19 protein-coding genes are annotated in these 17,832 nt (G+C 74.6%); 15 read left to right on the top strand and 4 right to left on the bottom strand.

What is annotated here, in order from left to right; translation table 11 throughout:
- Window positions 1-10: 10 nt before the first annotated feature.
- Both dhaK and OG937_35230 read right to left on the bottom strand, forming a co-directional pair.
- Window positions 11-1,003, bottom strand: a complete 993-nt coding sequence (gene dhaK, locus OG937_35225; protein WUD76573.1) for a dihydroxyacetone kinase subunit DhaK — start codon at window positions 1,001-1,003, stop codon at window positions 11-13.
- Between the two features lie 388 nt (window positions 1,004-1,391).
- Entirely contained in the window at window positions 1,392-2,102 is a 711-nt protein-coding gene (locus OG937_35230) for a GntR family transcriptional regulator (protein WUD76574.1), read from the bottom strand.
- Between the two features lie 211 nt (window positions 2,103-2,313).
- Between OG937_35230 and OG937_35235 the strand changes: the two genes are divergently transcribed.
- The 5 genes from OG937_35235 to OG937_35255 all read left to right on the top strand — a co-directional run bounded on the left by OG937_35235 (window position 2,314) and on the right by OG937_35255 (window position 6,343).
- Window positions 2,314-3,078 carry a LamB/YcsF family protein gene (locus tag OG937_35235; GenBank protein ID WUD76575.1) on the top strand — a complete coding sequence of 255 codons (765 nt, stop codon included), beginning with the start codon at window positions 2,314-2,316 and terminating at the stop codon, window positions 3,076-3,078.
- On the top strand, window positions 3,075-3,704 hold the full coding sequence (locus OG937_35240; protein ID WUD76576.1) for an allophanate hydrolase subunit 1: 630 nt from the start codon (window positions 3,075-3,077) through the stop codon (window positions 3,702-3,704). Before OG937_35235 ends, OG937_35240 begins: the two co-directional genes overlap by 4 nt.
- Entirely contained in the window at window positions 3,701-4,564 is an 864-nt protein-coding gene (locus OG937_35245; GenBank protein ID WUD76577.1) for a biotin-dependent carboxyltransferase family protein, read from the top strand. The genes OG937_35240 and OG937_35245 overlap by 4 nt, the downstream gene beginning before the upstream one ends.
- 89 nt (window positions 4,565-4,653) lie before the next feature.
- Window positions 4,654-5,844: an acyl-CoA dehydrogenase family protein gene (locus OG937_35250; protein ID WUD76578.1), complete on the top strand. Its 1,191-nt coding sequence runs from the start codon at window positions 4,654-4,656 to the stop codon at window positions 5,842-5,844.
- A gap of 97 nt (window positions 5,845-5,941) precedes the next feature.
- Window positions 5,942-6,343, top strand: a complete 402-nt coding sequence (locus OG937_35255; GenBank protein ID WUD76579.1) for a VOC family protein — start codon at window positions 5,942-5,944, stop codon at window positions 6,341-6,343.
- Window positions 6,344-6,345: 2 nt separating this feature from the next.
- Here the strand turns inward: OG937_35255 and OG937_35260 are convergent, their stop codons facing one another.
- On the bottom strand, window positions 6,346-6,837 hold the full coding sequence (locus OG937_35260; GenBank protein ID WUD78992.1) for an amino acid transporter: 492 nt from the start codon (window positions 6,835-6,837) through the stop codon (window positions 6,346-6,348).
- 249 nt (window positions 6,838-7,086) lie between these two features.
- Between OG937_35260 and OG937_35265 the strand changes: the two genes are divergently transcribed.
- The 6 genes from OG937_35265 (at window position 7,087) to OG937_35290 (ending at window position 12,020) form a co-directional block, all read left to right on the top strand.
- The gene (locus tag OG937_35265; protein WUD78993.1) at window positions 7,087-7,548 is read left to right on the top strand and encodes a CrcB family protein; all 462 of its coding nucleotides are present in this window, start codon (window positions 7,087-7,089) and stop codon (window positions 7,546-7,548) included.
- Window positions 7,545-7,892, top strand: coding sequence for a DUF190 domain-containing protein (locus OG937_35270; GenBank protein ID WUD76580.1), 348 nt, complete (start codon window positions 7,545-7,547; stop codon window positions 7,890-7,892). The genes OG937_35265 and OG937_35270 overlap by 4 nt, the downstream gene beginning before the upstream one ends.
- Window positions 7,889-8,263 carry a fluoride efflux transporter CrcB gene (crcB, locus tag OG937_35275; GenBank protein WUD76581.1) on the top strand — a complete coding sequence of 125 codons (375 nt, stop codon included), beginning with the start codon at window positions 7,889-7,891 and terminating at the stop codon, window positions 8,261-8,263. Before OG937_35270 ends, crcB begins: the two co-directional genes overlap by 4 nt.
- Before the next feature lie 177 nt (window positions 8,264-8,440).
- Window positions 8,441-8,896 (top strand): hypothetical protein, encoded by a 456-nt coding sequence (locus OG937_35280; protein ID WUD76582.1) that lies wholly within the window; start codon window positions 8,441-8,443, stop codon window positions 8,894-8,896.
- 141 nt (window positions 8,897-9,037) lie between these two features.
- The gene (locus OG937_35285) at window positions 9,038-9,904 is read left to right on the top strand and encodes a DUF2236 domain-containing protein (protein ID WUD76583.1); all 867 of its coding nucleotides are present in this window, start codon (window positions 9,038-9,040) and stop codon (window positions 9,902-9,904) included.
- A 76-nt stretch (window positions 9,905-9,980) separates the two neighbouring features.
- Window positions 9,981-12,020 (top strand): serine/threonine-protein kinase, encoded by a 2,040-nt coding sequence (locus tag OG937_35290; GenBank protein ID WUD76584.1) that lies wholly within the window; start codon window positions 9,981-9,983, stop codon window positions 12,018-12,020.
- 389 nt (window positions 12,021-12,409) lie between these two features.
- Here OG937_35290 and OG937_35295 read toward each other — a convergent pair whose 3' ends face one another.
- Complete coding sequence (locus OG937_35295; GenBank protein ID WUD76585.1) at window positions 12,410-13,306, bottom strand: LysR family transcriptional regulator; 897 nt, start codon at window positions 13,304-13,306, stop codon at window positions 12,410-12,412.
- A gap of 182 nt (window positions 13,307-13,488) precedes the next feature.
- Between OG937_35295 and OG937_35300 the strand changes: the two genes are divergently transcribed.
- From OG937_35300 to OG937_35315, 4 genes are read left to right on the top strand one after another with little or no spacing between them, the layout of a single operon-like run.
- Window positions 13,489-14,397 carry an SDR family oxidoreductase gene (locus tag OG937_35300; GenBank protein WUD76586.1) on the top strand — a complete coding sequence of 303 codons (909 nt, stop codon included), beginning with the start codon at window positions 13,489-13,491 and terminating at the stop codon, window positions 14,395-14,397.
- 34 nt (window positions 14,398-14,431) lie between these two features.
- Complete coding sequence (locus OG937_35305) at window positions 14,432-15,130, top strand: hypothetical protein (GenBank protein WUD76587.1); 699 nt, start codon at window positions 14,432-14,434, stop codon at window positions 15,128-15,130.
- The gene (locus OG937_35310) at window positions 15,115-16,218 is read left to right on the top strand and encodes a nitronate monooxygenase family protein (protein WUD76588.1); all 1,104 of its coding nucleotides are present in this window, start codon (window positions 15,115-15,117) and stop codon (window positions 16,216-16,218) included. Before OG937_35305 ends, OG937_35310 begins: the two co-directional genes overlap by 16 nt.
- Before the next feature lie 13 nt (window positions 16,219-16,231).
- Complete coding sequence (locus OG937_35315) at window positions 16,232-17,800, top strand: acyl-CoA synthetase (GenBank protein WUD76589.1); 1,569 nt, start codon at window positions 16,232-16,234, stop codon at window positions 17,798-17,800.
- Window positions 17,801-17,832: the final 32 nt, after the last annotated feature.

Raw genomic sequence — 17,832 nt, forward strand, 5'->3', positions numbered from 1 at the left:
TTCTGCTCGCTCAGGCGCCCCAGCGCAGGCCCGGCGTGCTCACCGGCGCGTCCCACAGGCGCAGCAGCTCCTCGTCCACCTGGCACAGCGACACCGAGGCGCCCGCCATGTCCAGCGACGTCACGTAGTTGCCGACCAGTGTGCGGGCCACCGTCACGCCGCGCGCCCCGAGCACACGGTGCACCTCGGCGTTGAACCCGTACAGCTCCAGCAGCGGCGTCCCGCCCATGCCGTTCACCAGCAGCAGCACCGGACCGGTCGGGCGGAAGTCGTCCAGGACGGCGTCGACGGCGAACTCGGCGATCTCGCCCGAGGTCATCATCGCCCGCCGCTCCCGGCCGGGCTCGCCGTGGATGCCGATGCCCAGCTCCAGTTCGCCCGCCGGGAGGTCGAAGGTGGGCGCGCCCTTGGCGGGCGTGCTGACCGCGGTCAGCGCCACGCCGAAGCTCCGCGAGAGCTCGTTGACGCGCCGCGCGACCGCCTCGACGCGCTCCAGCGGCGCCCCCTCCTCGGCCAGCGCGCCCGCGATCTTCTCCACGAAGAGCGTGGCGCCGGTGCCGCGCCGTCCCGCCGTGTAGAGGCTGTCGGTCACCGCGACGTCGTCGTTGACCAGGACTTTGGCGACCACGATCCCCTCGTCCTCGGCCAGCTCGGCGGCCATGTCGAAGTTCAGCACGTCACCGGTGTAGTTCTTCACGATGAACAGCACCCCGGCCCCGCTGTCCACCGCCGCGGCGGCCCGTACCATCTGGTCCGGGACGGGGGAGGTGAACACCTCGCCCGGGCAGGCCGCGTCGAGCATCCCGTGTCCCACGAACCCGCCGTGCAGCGGTTCGTGCCCCGACCCGCCGCCGGAGACCAGCCCGACCTTCCCCGCGACCGGCGCGTCCCGGCGCACGACCAGCCGGTTCTCCACGTCCACGGTCAGCTCGGGATGCGCGGCCGCGAACCCCCGCAGCGCGTCGGCCACGACGGTCTCCGGGACATTGATCAGCATCTTCATCGAACGGCTCCGTCCAAAGGCTGGGTCTGGCGGTGCTGCGCTGTGACATCAGCCTACGGATCAGCCGCGCCGTGGGCAGTCCTGATGACGCACGAGTCTCGTGTGCACCGTGCACCGGGCCTTGGGCCGTGTCGTCAAAGTCCCTCCCTCAACCTTCGGCGGGGGGGTCCCCCACCCCGAGACGTTCCCCCAGCTGACGCTGGGAGGTGCCCCCAGGCACGGCACTCCCCAGCCTTCGGCCCGGGGGAGTTGTCGAATCGTCCGAGCAGCCCACCACGAGGACGACTCTCCGCCTTGCGATGCACCGCACCTGGGGGCACCTCCCAGCGGAGCTGGGGAGCCGCTGGGTCCGCCCTCCGGGCGGCCGGTACTACTTTGACGACACGGCCTAGCCGCGGCCGTCCCCGCCCCCGGCGGGTCCCGAGTACCGGCGGACGAGCTGCGCCTCGGCGTCGTCGAGGTAGGACGCCAGAAGCAGTTCCGCCTTCGCGGGGTCGGCCGCCTCCAGGGCGGAGAGGATCTCCCGGTTGCCGGCCAGGTAGGGCGCGTGGAACTCGTGTGGGTCGTCCATCGCGTGGAAGGCCAGGCGCAGTTCGGCGAGCACGCCCGTCATGAGCCCGGTCAGCCGGGCGCTGCCCGCGAGGTCGACCAGCGCCTGGTGGAAGTGGATGTCGGCCGTGCCGAGCAGGCCCCACCGCTCCCCGGACGCGGCCCGCTCGCCCTCCGCCACGGCGTCCGCCGCCCGGGTCAGGTCGTACGGCGGGGCCACGAGTCCGCGGATCACGGAGCACTCGACCAGGCGCCGCACCCGGTAGATGTCGACGACGTCGCCCGCGGTCAGCACCCGGACGAAGACCCCGCGGTTGAGCTCGTGCACCAGCAGTCTCTCGTGCGTCAGCAGCCGGAAGGCCTCGCGGAGGGTGTTGCGGGAGACGCCCAGCGCCCCGGCGGCGACGTCCTCGGCGAGCTTGGCGCCCGGCGGCAGGTGACCCTCGGAGATCCGGGTGCGCAGCACGGCGGCGACGCGGTCGGCGGTGCTGGAGCGTGCCAGCAGCGCGCGGTCGCCCACGAGGACCGCCGGATCCACCTCGGCTGCCATCGTCCCCGCCCCCCTCCGCTCCGCCGCGGGATCGCGGCGCGGGCCCAGTCAATCCGAGAGCGGGGGACAAGACAACAGGACTCTTGTGGGATTGTTCAACAAGAATCTACGGTGATCGAGCGCCGGGTACCCGTTCGCCACCGGCCCGCCGGACACCGCAGCTCGCGTCGCCCGACCGGACGCGACCCTTCCCGAGGAGCTCGCCGTACCGATGACAGACCTCGTGATCGACCTCAACGCGGACCTGGGGGAGGGCTACGGGCGGTGGGTCCTCACCGACGACGACGCCCTGCTCTCCGTCGTGACCAGCGCCAACGTCGCCTGCGGCTTCCACGCCGGGGACCCCGGCATCATGCGCCGGGTGTGCGACACCGCGGCCGGGCGCGGGGTGCGCATCGGCGCCCAGGTCTCCTACCGCGACCTGGCGGGGTTCGGCCGGCGGGCGATGGAGGTGCCCGCCGACGAACTGGCCGACGAGATCACGTACCAGATCGGCGCGCTGGAGGTCTTCGCCCGCGCCGCCGGGGCCCAGGTGGCGTACGTGAAACCGCACGGGGCCCTCTACAACAAGGTCGTCGTCGACGACGAGCAGGCCGCCGCCGTCGCCGCGGGCACCCGGCGGGCCGACCCGGCCCTGCCGGTGCTCTGCCTGCCCGGTTCGGCCATGGAGCGCGCGGCCCGGCAGGCCGGGCTGGACGTGGTGGGGGAGGCCTTCGCCGACCGCGCCTACACCGCCGCCGGCACACTCGTCCCGCGCGGCACTTCGGGCGCACTCCTCGCCGACCCCCACGAGGTCACCCGGCAGGCGGTCGCCCTCGCCCGCGACGGCGTCACCACCGCCCTGACCGGCGAGCGGGTGACCGTACGGGCGCGGTCGCTGTGCCTGCACGGCGACTCCCCGGACGCGGTGGCCACGGCCCTGCGGGTGCGGGCCGCGCTCGAGGACGCGGGCGTGCGGCTGGAGGCGTTCGCATGAGGGTCCTCACGGTCGGGGAGGACGCGCTCCTGATCGACCTCGCCACCGCCGAGGAGGCGCAGTCCTGGCACGCCGAGCTCCTGCGCCGCCGTGGCGAGGGCAGCCTCGGGCCGGTGCGCGAGATCGTCCCCGGCGAGCGGACCGTGCTGCTGTACGGGGTGCCGGACGCCGCCGCGCTCCGCGCCGAGCTGCGCGGCTGGTCCGTCACGGGCCGGGCCGCCGGGAGCGGACCGCTCGTGGAGATCCCCGTGCGCTACGACGGGCCCGACCTGGCGGTCGTGGCCGAGCGGTGGGGCGTCGCGGAGGAGGACGTGGCCGGGCTGCACAGCGGTGCCGAACACCGCGTCGCCTTCTGCGGGTTCGCCCCGGGCTTCGCCTACATGACCGGTCTCGGCGCACGGTACGGCGTGCCGCGCCGGGCCGAGCCGCGCACTTCGGTGCCCGCCGGCTCGGTGGCCGTCGCGGGCCCCTACACCGGGATCTACCCGAGGAGTTCGCCGGGCGGCTGGCAGCTGATCGGCACCACCTGTGTGCGCCTGTGGGACCTGGAACGCGAACCCGCCGCGCTGCTCGCGCCCGGCACCCGGGTGCGCTTCGTCCCCGTGCCCGCCGGGGCCGGCGCATGAACGGGGGCGAGCTGCGGGTCGTCAGGGCCGGCGCGCTGACCACCGTCCAGGACCTCGGGCGGTACGGCCATGCCGCCCTCGGCGTCGCCCGCTCCGGGGCCCTGGACCGGCCGGCGCACCGGCTGGCCAACCGCCTGGTGGGCAACGCCGACGGCGCCGCGACCCTGGAGACCACGCTGACCGGGGTGACCGTGCGGGTCACCCGCCCGGCCGTCGTCGCGGTCACCGGAGCCCCGGCACCGGTCCTGCTCGACGGCCGTCCCGCCCCCTGGGGCACCCCCGTGCGGCTGCCGGCCGGGGCGGTGCTCGAGGTCGGGCCCGCCACGCGGGGCGTGCGCAGCTACCTCGCGGTCGGGGGCGGTCTCGCCGTGCCCGCGGTGCTCGGCAGCCGCTCCACCGACCTGCTGTCCGGGCTCGGGCCCGCCCCGCTCGGGGACGGTGACGTCCTGCCGCTGGGCCCGGGGCCGTGGCTGCCCGTCCACGCCGACCTGGCCCCGCACGCCGGTCCGCCGCGGGAGCTCGTGCTGCCGCTGCGGCTCGGGCCGCGCGACGACTGGTTCACGGCCGCGGCCGTCCGGACCCTCGCGGCCGGCCGCTTCCGGGTGTCGGACCGCAGCAACCGCATCGGGCTGCGCACCACGGGGCCGGTGCTGGAGCGCGCCGTCCACCGGGAGCTGCCCAGCGAGGGCATGGTCGTGGGCGCCGTCCAAGTGCCGCCCGACGGCAGGCCGGTGGTCTTCCTCGCCGATTCGCCCACCACCGGCGGCTACCCGGTCGTCGGTGTCGTCCCCGAGCGCGGCCTGGCCGCGGCCGCGCAGGCCGTCCCGGGGCTGCCGGTGCGCTTCGTGCCCCAACGCTGAGGCCGGTCACGGCCCTTCCGGATTTCTGCAACGCGTTCTACTCTTGCGCCGTCGTCGCTCAGGGACGCGACCGGACCTCTGGAGGGGCCGTGCACCTGGACCACACCCCGGAGCAGCAGCGGCTGCGCGCCGAACTCAGGTCGTACTTCGCCGGACTGGTGCCCGACAACGCCTACGCCCGCCACTTCGACCGGGCCGCGGCCAAGCGCTTCTACCGCGACACCGTCCGCCGGCTCGGTGGCGACGGCTGGCTCGGCGTCGGCTGGCCCGAGGAGTACGGCGGCCGCGGCATGACCCCCATGGAGCAGTTCATCTTCTTCGACGAGGCCGCCCAGGCGGGCGTCCCGCTGCCGCTGATGGCGCTCAACACCGTCGGCCCCACGATCATGCAGTTCGGCACCGAGGAGCAGAAGGCCCACTTCCTGCCGCGCATCCTGGCCGGCGAGATCGACTTCGCCATCGGCTACTCGGAACCGGACGCCGGCACCGACCTGGCCGCGCTGCGCACCCGCGCCGTACGGGACGGCGACGGGGCCACCGGCCACTACACGGTCAACGGCCAGAAGATCTGGACCACCAACGGCGACACCGCCGACTGGGTCTGGCTGGCCGTGCGCACCGACCCCGGCGCCCCGCCCCACAAGGGCATCTCGATCCTCCTGGTGCCGACCACGGATCCCGGCTACTCCTGCACGATCATCAACACCCTCGCCTCCCACGACACCACCGCGAGCTACTACGAGGACGTCCGCGTCCCCGTGGACCGCCGCGTCGGCGAGGAGAACCAGGGCTGGCGGCTGATCACCACCCAGCTCAACCACGAGCGCGTCACCCTCGCCGCCCACGGCACGATGGCGATCCGCGCCTTCCACGACGTACGCCGCTGGGCCGCCGACACCAAACTGGCCGACGGCCGCCGCGTCATCGACCTCGCCTGGGTCCGCGGCCGCCTCGCCCGCACCCACGCCCGCCTGGACGCCATGAAGCTGCTCAACTGGCAGATGGTCGACGCCCTCCAGCGCGGCACCCTCACCCCGCACGACGCCTCCGCCGTCAAGGTCTACGGCTCCGAGGCCCGTCGGGACGCGTACGCCTGGCTGATGGAGGTCACCGCAGCCCTCGGCCCCATGAAGGAGGGCTCCGCGGGCGCCCTCCTCCACGGCGAGCTGGAACGCGGCTACCGCAGCGCCGTCATCTTCACCTTCGGCGGCGGCAACAACGAGATCCAGCGCGAGATCATCTCCTGGATCGGGCTGGGCATGCCGCGCGTACGGAGGTGAGGCGGCAGGCCACCGCCGGTCCTACGTCCACCGGCACAGGCGCAACGGGACCTCCGCTCGATGCCCGGCCGCCCGGCGTCTGCCTACCGTGCGGTGCATGGAGATCCCCGAGCAGTACAAGTACGCCGTCATCCCGCACGCGTTGGTCGACGGGGCCGCCGAGGCGATCACGTTCTACGCCGCCGCGTTCGGAGCGACGGAGTCCTTCCGGCTCGAAGGCGACGACGGGCGGATCGTGCACGCCGAGATCAGGATCCACCGCTCCACCCTCATGCTCGGGGACGCCGAGGCCCCGGCGTCGCCCCCGTCCGCCGCGGCCGGGCCGTCCGTCGTCCTGCACGTCTACGTGCCGGACGTGGACGCCCTCACCGACCGGGCCGTGGCCGCCGGAGCCGAACTGCTCACGGCCCCGGCCGACATGCCCTACGGCGCGCGCCAGTCGATGCTCCGGGACCCCTTCGGCCACGTCTGGATCTTCCTGACGCCGCTGTCCGGATGACCTCAGAAGTGGGTGGCGATGCCGAAGGCCTCGCGGAGCCGGAGCATGTCGTGGCGGTCCCGGTCGGTCGGCTCGTACCCCTGGTGGAAGTACACCTGCTGCTCGGCCGACAGGCACGGGACGACGGTCCGTTCGACCTCGCCGGTGCCGAAGCACGCGGCCGGGTAGACGAAGGGCCGCCCCGGCTCCGGCGACGCCTGCCGCGCGCTCCCGTCGGCGGCGAAGGACAGGGGGTGCAGGTCGATCTCACGGCCCCTGCCGTCGGTGACGACGAAGCGCACCGGCCGCCAGTCGAGGGTCTGGGTGAAGCCGGCCGCGGCCAGCGCCGCGACCACGGTGTCCTCCTGCTCGCGGCGGTGCATGAGGTCCAGGTCCCGGTGGTCGCGGGTCTGCCTGCGCAGCAGGGCGTCGACGCCCCAGCCGCCGCCCACCCAGACCTCCGCGCCGGCCCTCCGCAGCAGGTGCAGGACCTCCACCACGTCCGGCCCGGTCATCATCGCCGCATCCCCCTCGCCCGGTTCGAAGCCCCAGGGTGCCACCCCGGAACGGATCACGGGGCCGGGAACCGCGGAGTATGCTGGAGCCAGCGGTGGTCCCTGGTGACCGCCGCGCGGCGGTGGGGCCCGCCGTACCCGAACCGCGGTGAGGATGCCGCCAACGGTCCCTACTTGTGACGGAACGCGCCCGCAGCAGGGCGCCTCACGAGTAGGAGACGCATGACCTCACCAGCCCCCTTCTCCCCGATGACCGAGCCCGTGTCCCCCGATGCCGAGCCGCAGCCGCCCCTGCCGCGATCCGCGCGGATACGGGAACAGGCGCCGTTCGTCGGCGTGGTCGCGGTCGGCGGAGCGCTGGGAGCGTGCGCGCGCTACGGCGCGGGCCTGATGTGGCCCGGTGCGCCGGGCGGCTTCCCGTGGAGCACCTTCGGTGTCAACGCGCTCGGCTGCGCCGTGATCGGCGTGTTCATGGTGGTCATCACCGAGATGTGGTCCGTCCACCGGCTCGTGCGCCCGTTCTTCGGCACCGGCGTGCTCGGGGGCTTCACCACCTTCTCCACCTACGCCGTCGACATCCACGGCCTGGTGGAGGGCGGTCACGCCGGAGCCGGACTGGCCTACCTCGCCGCCACGCCGCTGATCGCCCTGGCCGCGGTGTGGGGCGCGGCGCACACGGCCCGTCGCCTGATCGTTCGGAGGCAGACATGACACGGCTGCACGGCACCGCGATGCGGTTGACGATCCTGATCGGCGACAACGACACCTGGCACCACAAGCCGCTGTGCTCCGAGATCACCCGCCGCGCCCACGACGCCGGCCTGGCCGGCGCCAGCGTCTTCCACGGCGTGGAGGGCTTCGGCGCCTCCTCGCTGATCCACACCAGCAGGCTGCTCTCGCTGAGCGACAACCTGCCGGTGGCCGTCGTCATCATCGACCACGAGGAGCGCGTCCGCGCGTTCCTGCCGCAGCTGGACGAACTGGTCACCGAAGGGCTGGTCACCCTCGACGAGGTCGAGGTCATCCGCTACGTGGGACGGGGGAACCACGGGTGAACTGGGTGCTCGTCATCGCCGGGGCCGTGGTCGGGGCACCGCTGCGGTACCTCACGGACCGCGCCGTCCAGGCCCGGCACGACACCGTGTTCCCGTGGGGCACGTTCACGGTCAACGTCGTCGGCTGCCTCGTCCTGGGGCTGGTGGCCGGCGGGGTCACCTACGGGGCCGCCTCCCATTCGGTCCAGCTCCTGGTCGGCACGGGTTTCTGCGGGGCGCTGACCACCTACTCGACCTTCTCGTACGAGACCCTGCGGCTGGCGGAGACCGGGGCGCGGTTCTTCGCCGTCGCGAACGTCGTCGCCAGCGTGGTCGCCGGGATCGGCGCGGCCTTCACCGGGGCCGCCGTGGCCCAGGCGATCTGGGCCTGAACCGCGCCCGGCACCGGAGCCCGCCGAACAGGACGTTCCCGGCGACCCACCTAAAATGAGAGGAGTCCACACTCCGGCCCGTCGCCCGGAGCGGACGCGGGCGTGTTCCCCGCCGACAGGCGCCGCGAGGCGTGCGCCGCGTGCCGGGCGACGGGGCTCCCACCGCGGGAGGGCACCATGTCCCTGGCTCAGCGTTCCGGCACCCGGATCCAAACGGCGGGCCACGCCCAGACCCCACCGGCCGACATACGCGACTCGCTGTTCACGGCACCCCTGCTGCTGATCGGCGGATGGCTGTTCGCCGCCGGATGGGCGCTGGCGTATCCCGACACGCCCATCGGCAACAACGTGCGGATCGTCGACCTGGTCTTCTCGACCATCATCCTGCTCAACGCGATCGCACGCGCGGCCCGGACCCGGGGGCCCGGCAGCGACGTCATCACCATCGTGTGCGGTGCCTGCCTGGTCGCCTCGCCGTTCGTCTTCGGCTACTTCGACGACCCGGGGGCCGGCCTCGCGCCCCTCAACCAGATCGTGACGGGCGTGGGGCTGATCGTCCTCGGCGCGGTCAGCCTGGCCCTGATCGAGCGACGGCGCTCCCACCCGCCGGGCGACGCCGCGCCCGCCCGCTGACGCGCCACCGCGGGAGGGCCGCGCGGGGCAGACCCGGCGCCCCGCGCGGCCCTATGCTCGGCGCTGCGGGCACCAGGCCGGAGGCCGCCGCCCCGGTCGCGGGTGGGGCCGGCCGTGGTCGCACGGCGACAGGAGGCTGCGATGCGCGACGCCGACCCCGGGCTCTTCGGGCCCGCCTCGGTCACCTGGCAGATGCACGGCGACCCCATGATGTGGATCGCCGGCGTACGGGCGCTGTACCTGCAGGCACTGCACCCGCGCGCGGTGCGCGGCGTCACGCAGAACTCGGACTTCCGCCGGGACGCGTGGGGCCGTCTGCTGCGCACCGCGGACTTCGTCGGCACGATCACCTACGGCACCACGTTGCAGGCCGAGCGGGCCGGGGCCAAGGTGCGCGGCATCCACCGCCGGCTGTCCGCGACGGATCCGGACAGCGGCGAGCGCTTCCCCGTCGACGATCCCGGACTGCTGCTGTGGGTGCACTGCGCGGAGATCGACTCCTACCTGGAGGTCGCGCGGCGCTCCGGCTTCCCCCTGTCCGACGCCCAGGCCGACGCCTACGTCGCCGAACAGCGCGAGGCCGCCCGGCTGGTGGGCCTGGACCCGGCGGAGGTCCCCGGCGACACCGGGTCGCTCGCCGCCTACTTCGAGAAGGTGCGGCCCGAGCTCGCCGTCACCCCCGAGGCCCTGGAGGTCTTCGCCTTCCTGCAGGGGCCGCCCGTGCCCTGGGCGCTGCTGCCCCTGCGGTTCGCCGTGTGGGGCCGGGCCACCGCGCTGGCCTACGCCGCGCTGCCGCCCTTCGCCCACGAGCTGTACGGGCGGCCCGCCCCGGCCGTCCCCGTCACCGGGCGGCGGCTGCGCGGCACGGGCCTGCTGCTGCGTACGGTCCCCTCCTACGTGCGCTGGCAACTGCCCCCCGGGCACATCCTCAAGGCGGTCGGACGCCTCGGTCCCGGCACGCACCCGTCCACCCACCGGCTGCGCGAACAGGCGCGTTCCCGGGGATAACGGCGGGTCCCCAAGCGTGCCCCCCGCGGCCATACTGGATGCGGGGAGAGGCGGACGACCGGGGGCGGCGCACACCATGACGGCAGGCCGGTACGACGGGGGAACACTGCTGCGCGACCGCTACCGGCTGCGGGAGCGGATCGGGCGCGGCGGCATGGGCGAGGTCTGGAAGGCGCTGGACGAGTCGCTGGGCCGGGAGGTCGCGGTCAAGTGCCTGAAACCGACGAGCCCTTCACTGGACCCGTCCGTGCACCGGGTGCTGCGGGAGCGGTTCCGCCGCGAGGCACGGGTCGCGGCGGCGCTGCAGCACCGCGGCGTCACCGTCGTCCACGACTTCGGCGAGAGCGAGGGCGTGCTCTTCCTCGTCATGGAGCTGCTCGAGGGCCGCAACCTGCGGCAGTTGCTCGGTGACAACGAGGGCCGTCCGCTGCCCGTCCCCGACGTCACCGACATCGCCGTGCAGATCGCGGCGGCCCTGGCGTACACCCACGCCCGGGGCATCGTGCACCGCGACCTGAAGCCGGCGAACGTCATGCGGCTCGCCGACGGCGAAGTGAAGATCTGCGACTTCGGCATCGCCCGCCTCGGCCACGACATCGGCTTCACCTCGCGGCTGACCGGCACGGGGGTCGCCATGGGCACCCCGCACTACATGTCGCCGGAGCAGATCGGCGGCGAGGACGGGATCGACCACCGCAGCGACCTCTACTCGCTCGGCTGCGTCCTCTACGAGATCGCCACCGGCGCCCCGCCCTTCGATCTCGACGACACCTGGGCCGTCCTCGTCGGCCACCGCGACACCCCGCCCCGGCCGCCGCGCGAGCACCGGCCCGACCTGCCCGGGGAGCTGGAGCAGCTCGTCCTCGACCTGCTCGCCAAGAGCCCGGAGGACCGCCCGCAGAGCGCCGCCGACGTGGCCGGCCGGCTCAAGACGCTCCGGGACGGCGGGCACGGCGGGCACGGCGGCACCCGCCCCGAGCACGGGCTGCCCTCCTGGGCGCGCCGTCTGGAACTGCGGTCTGGGGCGCCCGGCATGCACGGCGCCGGGGCCCTGGCGAGCCGGCACACAGCGGCCGTCGGACTCGCCCGGCTGGGCCGCTGGTCCGAGGCCGAACGGTCGCACCGCGCCGTCGCCGAGGAGCGCGAGCGGCTGCTCGGCGCCACCCATCCCGACACGCTCACCAGCCGCTACGAACTCGCCCTGTGCCTCAGCCGCGGCGGCCGCCACGCCGAGGCGCTGCGCGCGTACGAGGAGGTGGCCGCGGCCCGGGCGCAGGCCCTGGGCGCGGATCACCCCGCCGCGCTCGCCGCCCGCCAGGAGGCCGCCTACGCCCTCGGGCGGCTCGGCCGCCACGAGGAGGCCCGTCAGGGGTACACCGCGGTGCTCGCCGCCCGCGAACGGCGGCAGGGCGCCGACCATCCCGACACCCTGCACTGCCGGCACAACCTCGCCGTCACGCTCGGGCTGCTCGGCCGCACGCAGGAGGCGTACGCGTTGGCGGCGCAGGTCGCGGACTCCCGCACCCGCGTGCTGGGCCCCGCCCACGCCGACACGCTCACCACCCGCTGCGAGGTCGGCCATCTGCTCGGGCTCCTCGACCGCTGGCCGGAGGCCCGCGCGACCTACGCCCACGTCGCCGCGACCCGGGCGGGACTGCTGGGGGCCGACCACCCCGACACCCTGGCCACCCGCCACGAACTGGGCATCTGCCTGGGCCGGATGGGCCTCGGCGCCGAGGCCCACGAGCTCTACACCGACCTCGTCGCCCTCCGCACCCGTGTGTCGGGCCCCGCCCACCCCGACACCCTCCGCGCCCGGCACGGCCTCGGGGTCAACCTCGGCCGTCTCGGCCGCTGGCGCGACGCCCTCGCCGAGGCCCGCGACGTCGCGGCGGTCCGCACCCGCGTGCTCGGCGCGGACCACCCCGACACGCTCGTCAGCCGCCGCGAGATCGCCGTCGCCCTGGGCTGGCTGGGGGACTGGCGCGAGGCCCTGGCCCTCCACGAGGCCGTGGCGGAGGGCCGCGAGCGGACCCTCGGCCCGGAGCACCCCGACACGGTGGCCAGCCGCGAGGACCGGGCCCGCTGCCGCGAACAGCTGGGCCTGTCCGGCTGACCGGATGACCCGCGCGACTCCGGGCAACGGGCCCGCCGGCCGTCGCTCCGGCGCACCGGGTAGCGGCTAGCGGCCGTCCGGGCGCGGGTTCCGGCTTCAAGGGCGGCGGGTTGGAAACTGCCGCGGGGAATGGGGTTCCCCGAGTGCTGGGCTGCCGTTCCGCCCGCGCTGGCCGGGGTTGCGGGCGCGCCGAGCATCAGGTCGCGGCGTCCGGCTGCGGATTCCGGGGCGTCCGGGCCAGAGCCGACCTGCGATCTTCCGGGGGAGGGGCCCGCCGGCGGTGTTTCAAGCGCGCCCGCGACGAGGCTGCGGCGGTGAGCGCCGGCGGTGGAGTTCGTCCCGGCCGCCGCGGCCTCGGCGGTGGCTGCCGCACCACTTCGGTTCCGGGTTCAGGAGCGGCCGGTCAGGCGGGACTCCGCTGCCTTGCGGAAGGCCGCCACGAGGCGGTTGCCGTCGCCGGCGCGGGTCGCCAGGACGACGTGGCTCGGCTCGACGCCTTCGAGGGGGATCGCGGTGAGGTCGGGGCGCAGGCCGCCGCGGACGCCCGCCGAGATGGTCACGGCCTGCCCGGCGGCGACCACCTCGAACTTGTCCTCGACGGCGTCGATGAGGGGACCGTCCGGCGCCGGGCTGCCGTCGGGGCGGGGATCGATCCGCCAGAACGCGCTCCACGACGGGTCTGACTGCCGTACCCGGGGCAGGGGTTCGCCGGCGATGTCGTCGAGCGTGACGGACTCCTTGCCGGCGAGGCGGTGGTCCAGCGGCACCACCAGCACCCGGGGTTCGTCGTACAGCACCGTCACGTGCAGTCCGTCGGTGGGGAACGGCAGCCGCGTGACCAGCGCGTCCACCCGGTGGTCCAGCAGTGCCGCGCGCGCCTCGTTCCAGGGCACGTGCTGGGTGCGCACGTCGGCGTCGGGATGCCGGTGGCGCAGCTCCCGCACGGCGGGGGTGACGATGAGGCCCGCGGTGTAGCCCACGGTGATCCGGCTGGGCCGGGCGGCGGCGCGGGTCTCGGCCGCGGCGCTCGCGGCGGAGCGCAGCAGCGCCCTGGCGCGGGGCAGGAAGACCTCCCCGGCCTCGGTGAGGACGGTGCCCCGCGGGGTGCGGTCCAGCAGGCGCGCGCCGAGTTGCTGCTCGAGGCGGCGGACCTGCCGGCTCAGGGACGGCTGGGTGACGTGGAGCGCCTCGGCGGCCCGGCCGAAGTGCCGGTGCTCGGCGACGGCCGTGAAGTAGCGCACGAGCCGCAGGTCGAGGTCCGGCGGCGCGGAGGAGGACTCGGACATGACGCCAGCCTAGTCCGCCTCGTCCGCTTCCACCTGGGGTGATGCCCGGAACGCATTGCGCCGTGCAGAACGGGCCTTGGACCGCGGGTGTCCCCGGCCCGCACGATGGAGACCGCCCCGGACCGCGCCGCCGGCACCGCGCGAGGGGGCGGCACCACACCACCTCATCGAAGGATCGCAGCATGCGTGTATTCGTCACCGGCGCCACCGGACACATCGGGGCCGCCGTCGTCGCCGAACTCCTCGGGGCCGGGCACGAGGTCGTCGGCCTCGCCCGCTCGGACCGTTCCGCCGCCGCGCTGACGGCCGCGGGCGCCGGGGTGCACCGCGGCAGCCTGGAGGACCTCGACGGTCTGCGCCGCGGGGCAGCGGAGGCCGACGGCGTCATCCACCTCGCCTTCGACCACGACTTCTCCGACTACGCGGGCGCGGTCGCCGCCGACCTGCGGGCCGTCGAGGCGATGGGGGACGCGCTCGAGGGCTCCGGGCGCCCCTTCGTGATCACCTCCGGCACGCTGATGCTCGCGTCCGCCGTCGCGGTCCGCCCCGGGACGGAGGACGAGGCGGCGGCCCCGGCATCTCCCCGTGGCGCCGCGGAGAACGCGGCGGTCGCACTTGCCGCGCGCGGGGTCCGGTCGTCGGTCGTCCGGCTCGCCCCGTCCGTGCACGGCCCGTCCGACCGGCATGGCTTCGTCCCGCGGCTGATCGGCATCGCGCGTGACAAGGGCGTCTCGGCGTACGTGGAGGACGGCGCCACCCGCTGGCCCGCCGTCCACACCCTGGACGCGGCGCGCCTGTTCCGCCTGGCCCTGGAAGCGGCGCCGGCGGGCTCGCGGCTGCACGGGGTGGGCGACGAGGGCATCCCGTTCCGGGAGATCGCCGAGGCGATCGGCCGCGGCCTGGACGTCCCGGTGAAGAGCGTGCCGCGCGAGGGGGCGGAGGAGCACCTCGGCTTCCTGTCCGGCTTCGCGACGCTCGACAACCCGACGTCGAACGCGCGCACCAGGGAGCTCCTGGGGTGGCGCCCGGAGCACCCCGCGCTGCTCCAGGACCTGGCGGAGGGCCACTACTTCGGCCGGTCCGACGCCTGACCCATAGGCGGCGGGCGGCAGGTAGCCTGCGGCCATGACCGGGCATTCGTACGACGGCTCGCGCATCGCCCTCCCGGCGTTCGACGCGGGGGTGCGCGCCCGGCCGGGGAGGTACTTCCGGTTCGGGCAGGGCGATCCGCGGCTGCCGACCGCCGTGCTGTCCGCCGTCGCCGGGCACGTCCTGCACCCGGCGACCGCGGTCGCCCCGTCGCATTCCCTGAGCGGGCTCGTCGAGATCACCGGTGACCTCTCCTTCACGGTGACCCTCGACGAGCCGCACTCCTGGGACGGTCAGGAGGGGCCCGCCGCCGGGTATTTCGGCTCGCTGCTCGGCCCCGCGTGGTTTCTGCCGGCCGCCGCCGCGGCGCTGACCACGCGCACGGTGGTCGAGATGTGGTGCGGCGGCCGCGGTTTCCGGCAGGAGTCGACGGGGCTCCGGCCCGTTTCGGCGCCGCTGGAGCAGGCGGCGCCCGCCGGGCGCGGGAGCCAGGGGAATTCGCCCTGGCCGGGGGGTACTTCGGGCCGGGGGCCGCCCTCACCCGGGAGCCCGGACGGCTCGATCCGTGCGAGCCCGCCTGCGCGGAGCCCGCGGGGCCCGGCCGTGTGGTCGTCCGGGACCTCCGCGACGCCGGGTGGGGAGAGGTGCGCTTCCCTAAAATCTGACGCAGCATCAGAAAATCTCTTCCCCCGGCCGGTCCGCTCGGGCATCCTGCCCCCATGGAGACGGAGCTGAGCAAGAGGCTGGGCATCGAGCACGCCATCTTCGGCTTCACGCCGTTCCCCGCCGTCGCGGCCGCGATCAGCAGGGCCGGGGGCATGGGCGTCCTCGGGGCGGTGCGCTACACCGCGCCCGACGAGCTGGCCCGCGGCCTGGAGTGGATGGAGGCGCACACCGACGGCCGGCCGTACGGGCTGGACGTCGTCATGCCGGCCAAGAAGGTCGAGGGCGTCACCGAGGCGGACGTCGAGGCGATGATCCCGGAGGGGCACCGCCAGTACGTCCGGGAGGTGCTGGCCAAGCACGGCGTGCCCGAGCTGGAGCCGGGCGATCCCACCGGCTGGCGCATCACGGGCTGGATGGAGCAGGTGGCCCGCTCGCAGCTCGACGTCGCCTTCGACTTCCCGATCGGCCTGCTCGCCAACGCGCTGGGCTCCCCGCCCGCGGACGTCGTACGGCGCGCCCACGACCGGGGCGTCCCCGTCGCCGCCCTCGCCGGCAGCGCCCGGCACGCCCGGCACCACCAGGAGGCGGGCATCGACATCGTCGTCGCGCAGGGCTACGAGGCCGGCGGCCACACCGGCGAGATCGCCGGCATGGTGCTCGTGCCCGAGGTCGTCCGTGCCGTGGACCCGCTGCCCGTGCTCGCCGCCGGGGGCATCGGCACCGGCGAGCAGGTCGCCGCCGGGCTCGCGCTGGGCGCCCAGGGCGTGTGGCTGGGATCGGTGTGGCTGACCACCACAGAGGCGGAGCTCCCCTCCTCCGCCCTGGTCCGCAAGCTGCTCGCGGCAGGCTCCGGCGACACCGTCCGCTCGCGCGCCCTGACCGGCAAACCGGCCCGCCAGCTGCGCACCGAGTGGACCGACGCCTGGGACGGCCCGGCCGGGCCCGGAGCGCTGCCGATGCCCCTGCAGGGCCTGCTGGTCGCCGACGCGATCACCCGGATCCAGAAGTACGAGGTGGAGCCGCTGCTCGGCACGCCGGTGGGCCAGATCGTGGGCCAGATGCGTGAAGTGCGCAGCGTCCAGGCGGTCTTCGACGATCTGACCCGCGGCTTCGAGCGGGCCGTCGACCGCATGAACCGCATCGCCGGACGCACCTGAGGAGGCGGCACCCATGACATCGACCACGGCGAACGCCCCCAACGGGTTCTGGGCCCAGGCCGCCGCCGACCCGGAACGGGTCGTGCTCACCTCTCCCGACGGCGACCGGTGGAGCGCCCGGCGGCTGCACGAGGAGTCCAACCGCCTCGTCCACGGCCTGCGCGCCGCAGGGCTGCGGACCGGCGACGCCTTCGCGGTCGTGCTGCCGAACGGCGCCGAGTTCTTCACGGCGTACCTCGCCGCCTTCCAGGCCGGGTTCTACCTCGTCCCGGTCAACCACCACCTGGTGGGGCCCGAGATCGCCTGGATCGTCGCCGACTCCGGCGCGAAGGTGCTGATCGCCCACGAGCGCTTCGGCGACCAGGCACGCGCCGCCGCCGACGAGGCGGGACTGCCCGGGATGTGCCGCTACGCCGTCGGCGCCACCGGCATCGAGGGCTTCCGTCCTTACGCGGACCTGCAGGCCGGCATGCCCGGCACCCCGCCCGGGGAGCGCACCACCGGCTGGGTCATGAACTACACCTCCGGCACCACCGGCCGCCCCCGCGGCATCCGGCGCGCCCTGTCCGGCAGGCCCCCCGAGGAGACCCACCTCGGCGGCTTCCTCGGCATTTTCGGCATCCGCCCCTTCGACGGGAACGTCCATCTCGTCTGTTCGCCGCTGTACCACACGGCGGTGCTGCAGTTCGCGGGCGCCGCGCTGCACATCGGCCACCCGGTCGTCCTGATGGACAAGTGGACGCCCGAGGAGATGCTGCGGCTGATCGACGTCCACCGCTGCACGCACACCCACATGGTGCCGACGCAGTTCCACCGGCTGCTGGCCCTCCCGGAGGAGGTCAGGAGCCGCCACGACGTCTCCTCGATGCGGCACGCCATCCACGGCGCCGCGCCCTGCCCCGAGCACATCAAGCGGGCCATGCTGGAGTGGTGGGGGCCGTGCGTCGAGGAGTACTACGCGGCCAGCGAGGGCGGCGGCACCTTCGCCTCCGCCGCCGAGTGGCTGAAGAAGCCCGGAACGGTCGGCAAGGCGTGGCCGATCAGCGAGATCGCCGTCCACGACGACGACGGCAACCGGCTGCCGCCCGGTGAACTCGGCACCGTCTACATCAAGATGAACACCCCCGGCTTCCGCTACCACAAGGACGAGGCCAAGACCCGGGCGAGCCGCATCGGAGACTTCTTCACGGTCGGGGACCTGGGCTACCTGGACGAGGACGGCTACCTCTACCTCCGCGACCGCAAGATCGACATGATCATCTCCGGCGGCGTCAACGTCTACCCCGCCGAGATCGAGGCCGCGCTCCTCAGCCACCCCGCGGTCGCCGACGCGGCCGCCTTCGGCATCCCCCACGACGACTGGGGCGAGCAGGTCAAGGCCGTCGTCGAGCCCGCCCCCGGCCACGCGCCCGGGCCGGAACTCGCCGCCTCCGTCCTGGCCCACTGCGAGGAGCGCCTGGCCGGCTACAAGCGCCCCCGGTCGGTGGACTTCGTCGCCGAGATGCCGCGTGACCCCAACGGCAAGCTCTACAAGCGCCGGCTCCGCGACCCGTACTGGGAGGGCCGCGCACGGCCGGTGTGACGACGGGACCGCCCGGCCCCCGTACGCCCGGG

The organism is Streptomyces sp. NBC_00510 (assembly GCA_036013505.1).
In the GTDB taxonomy this organism is placed as follows: Bacteria; Actinomycetota; Actinomycetes; order Streptomycetales; family Streptomycetaceae; genus Actinacidiphila.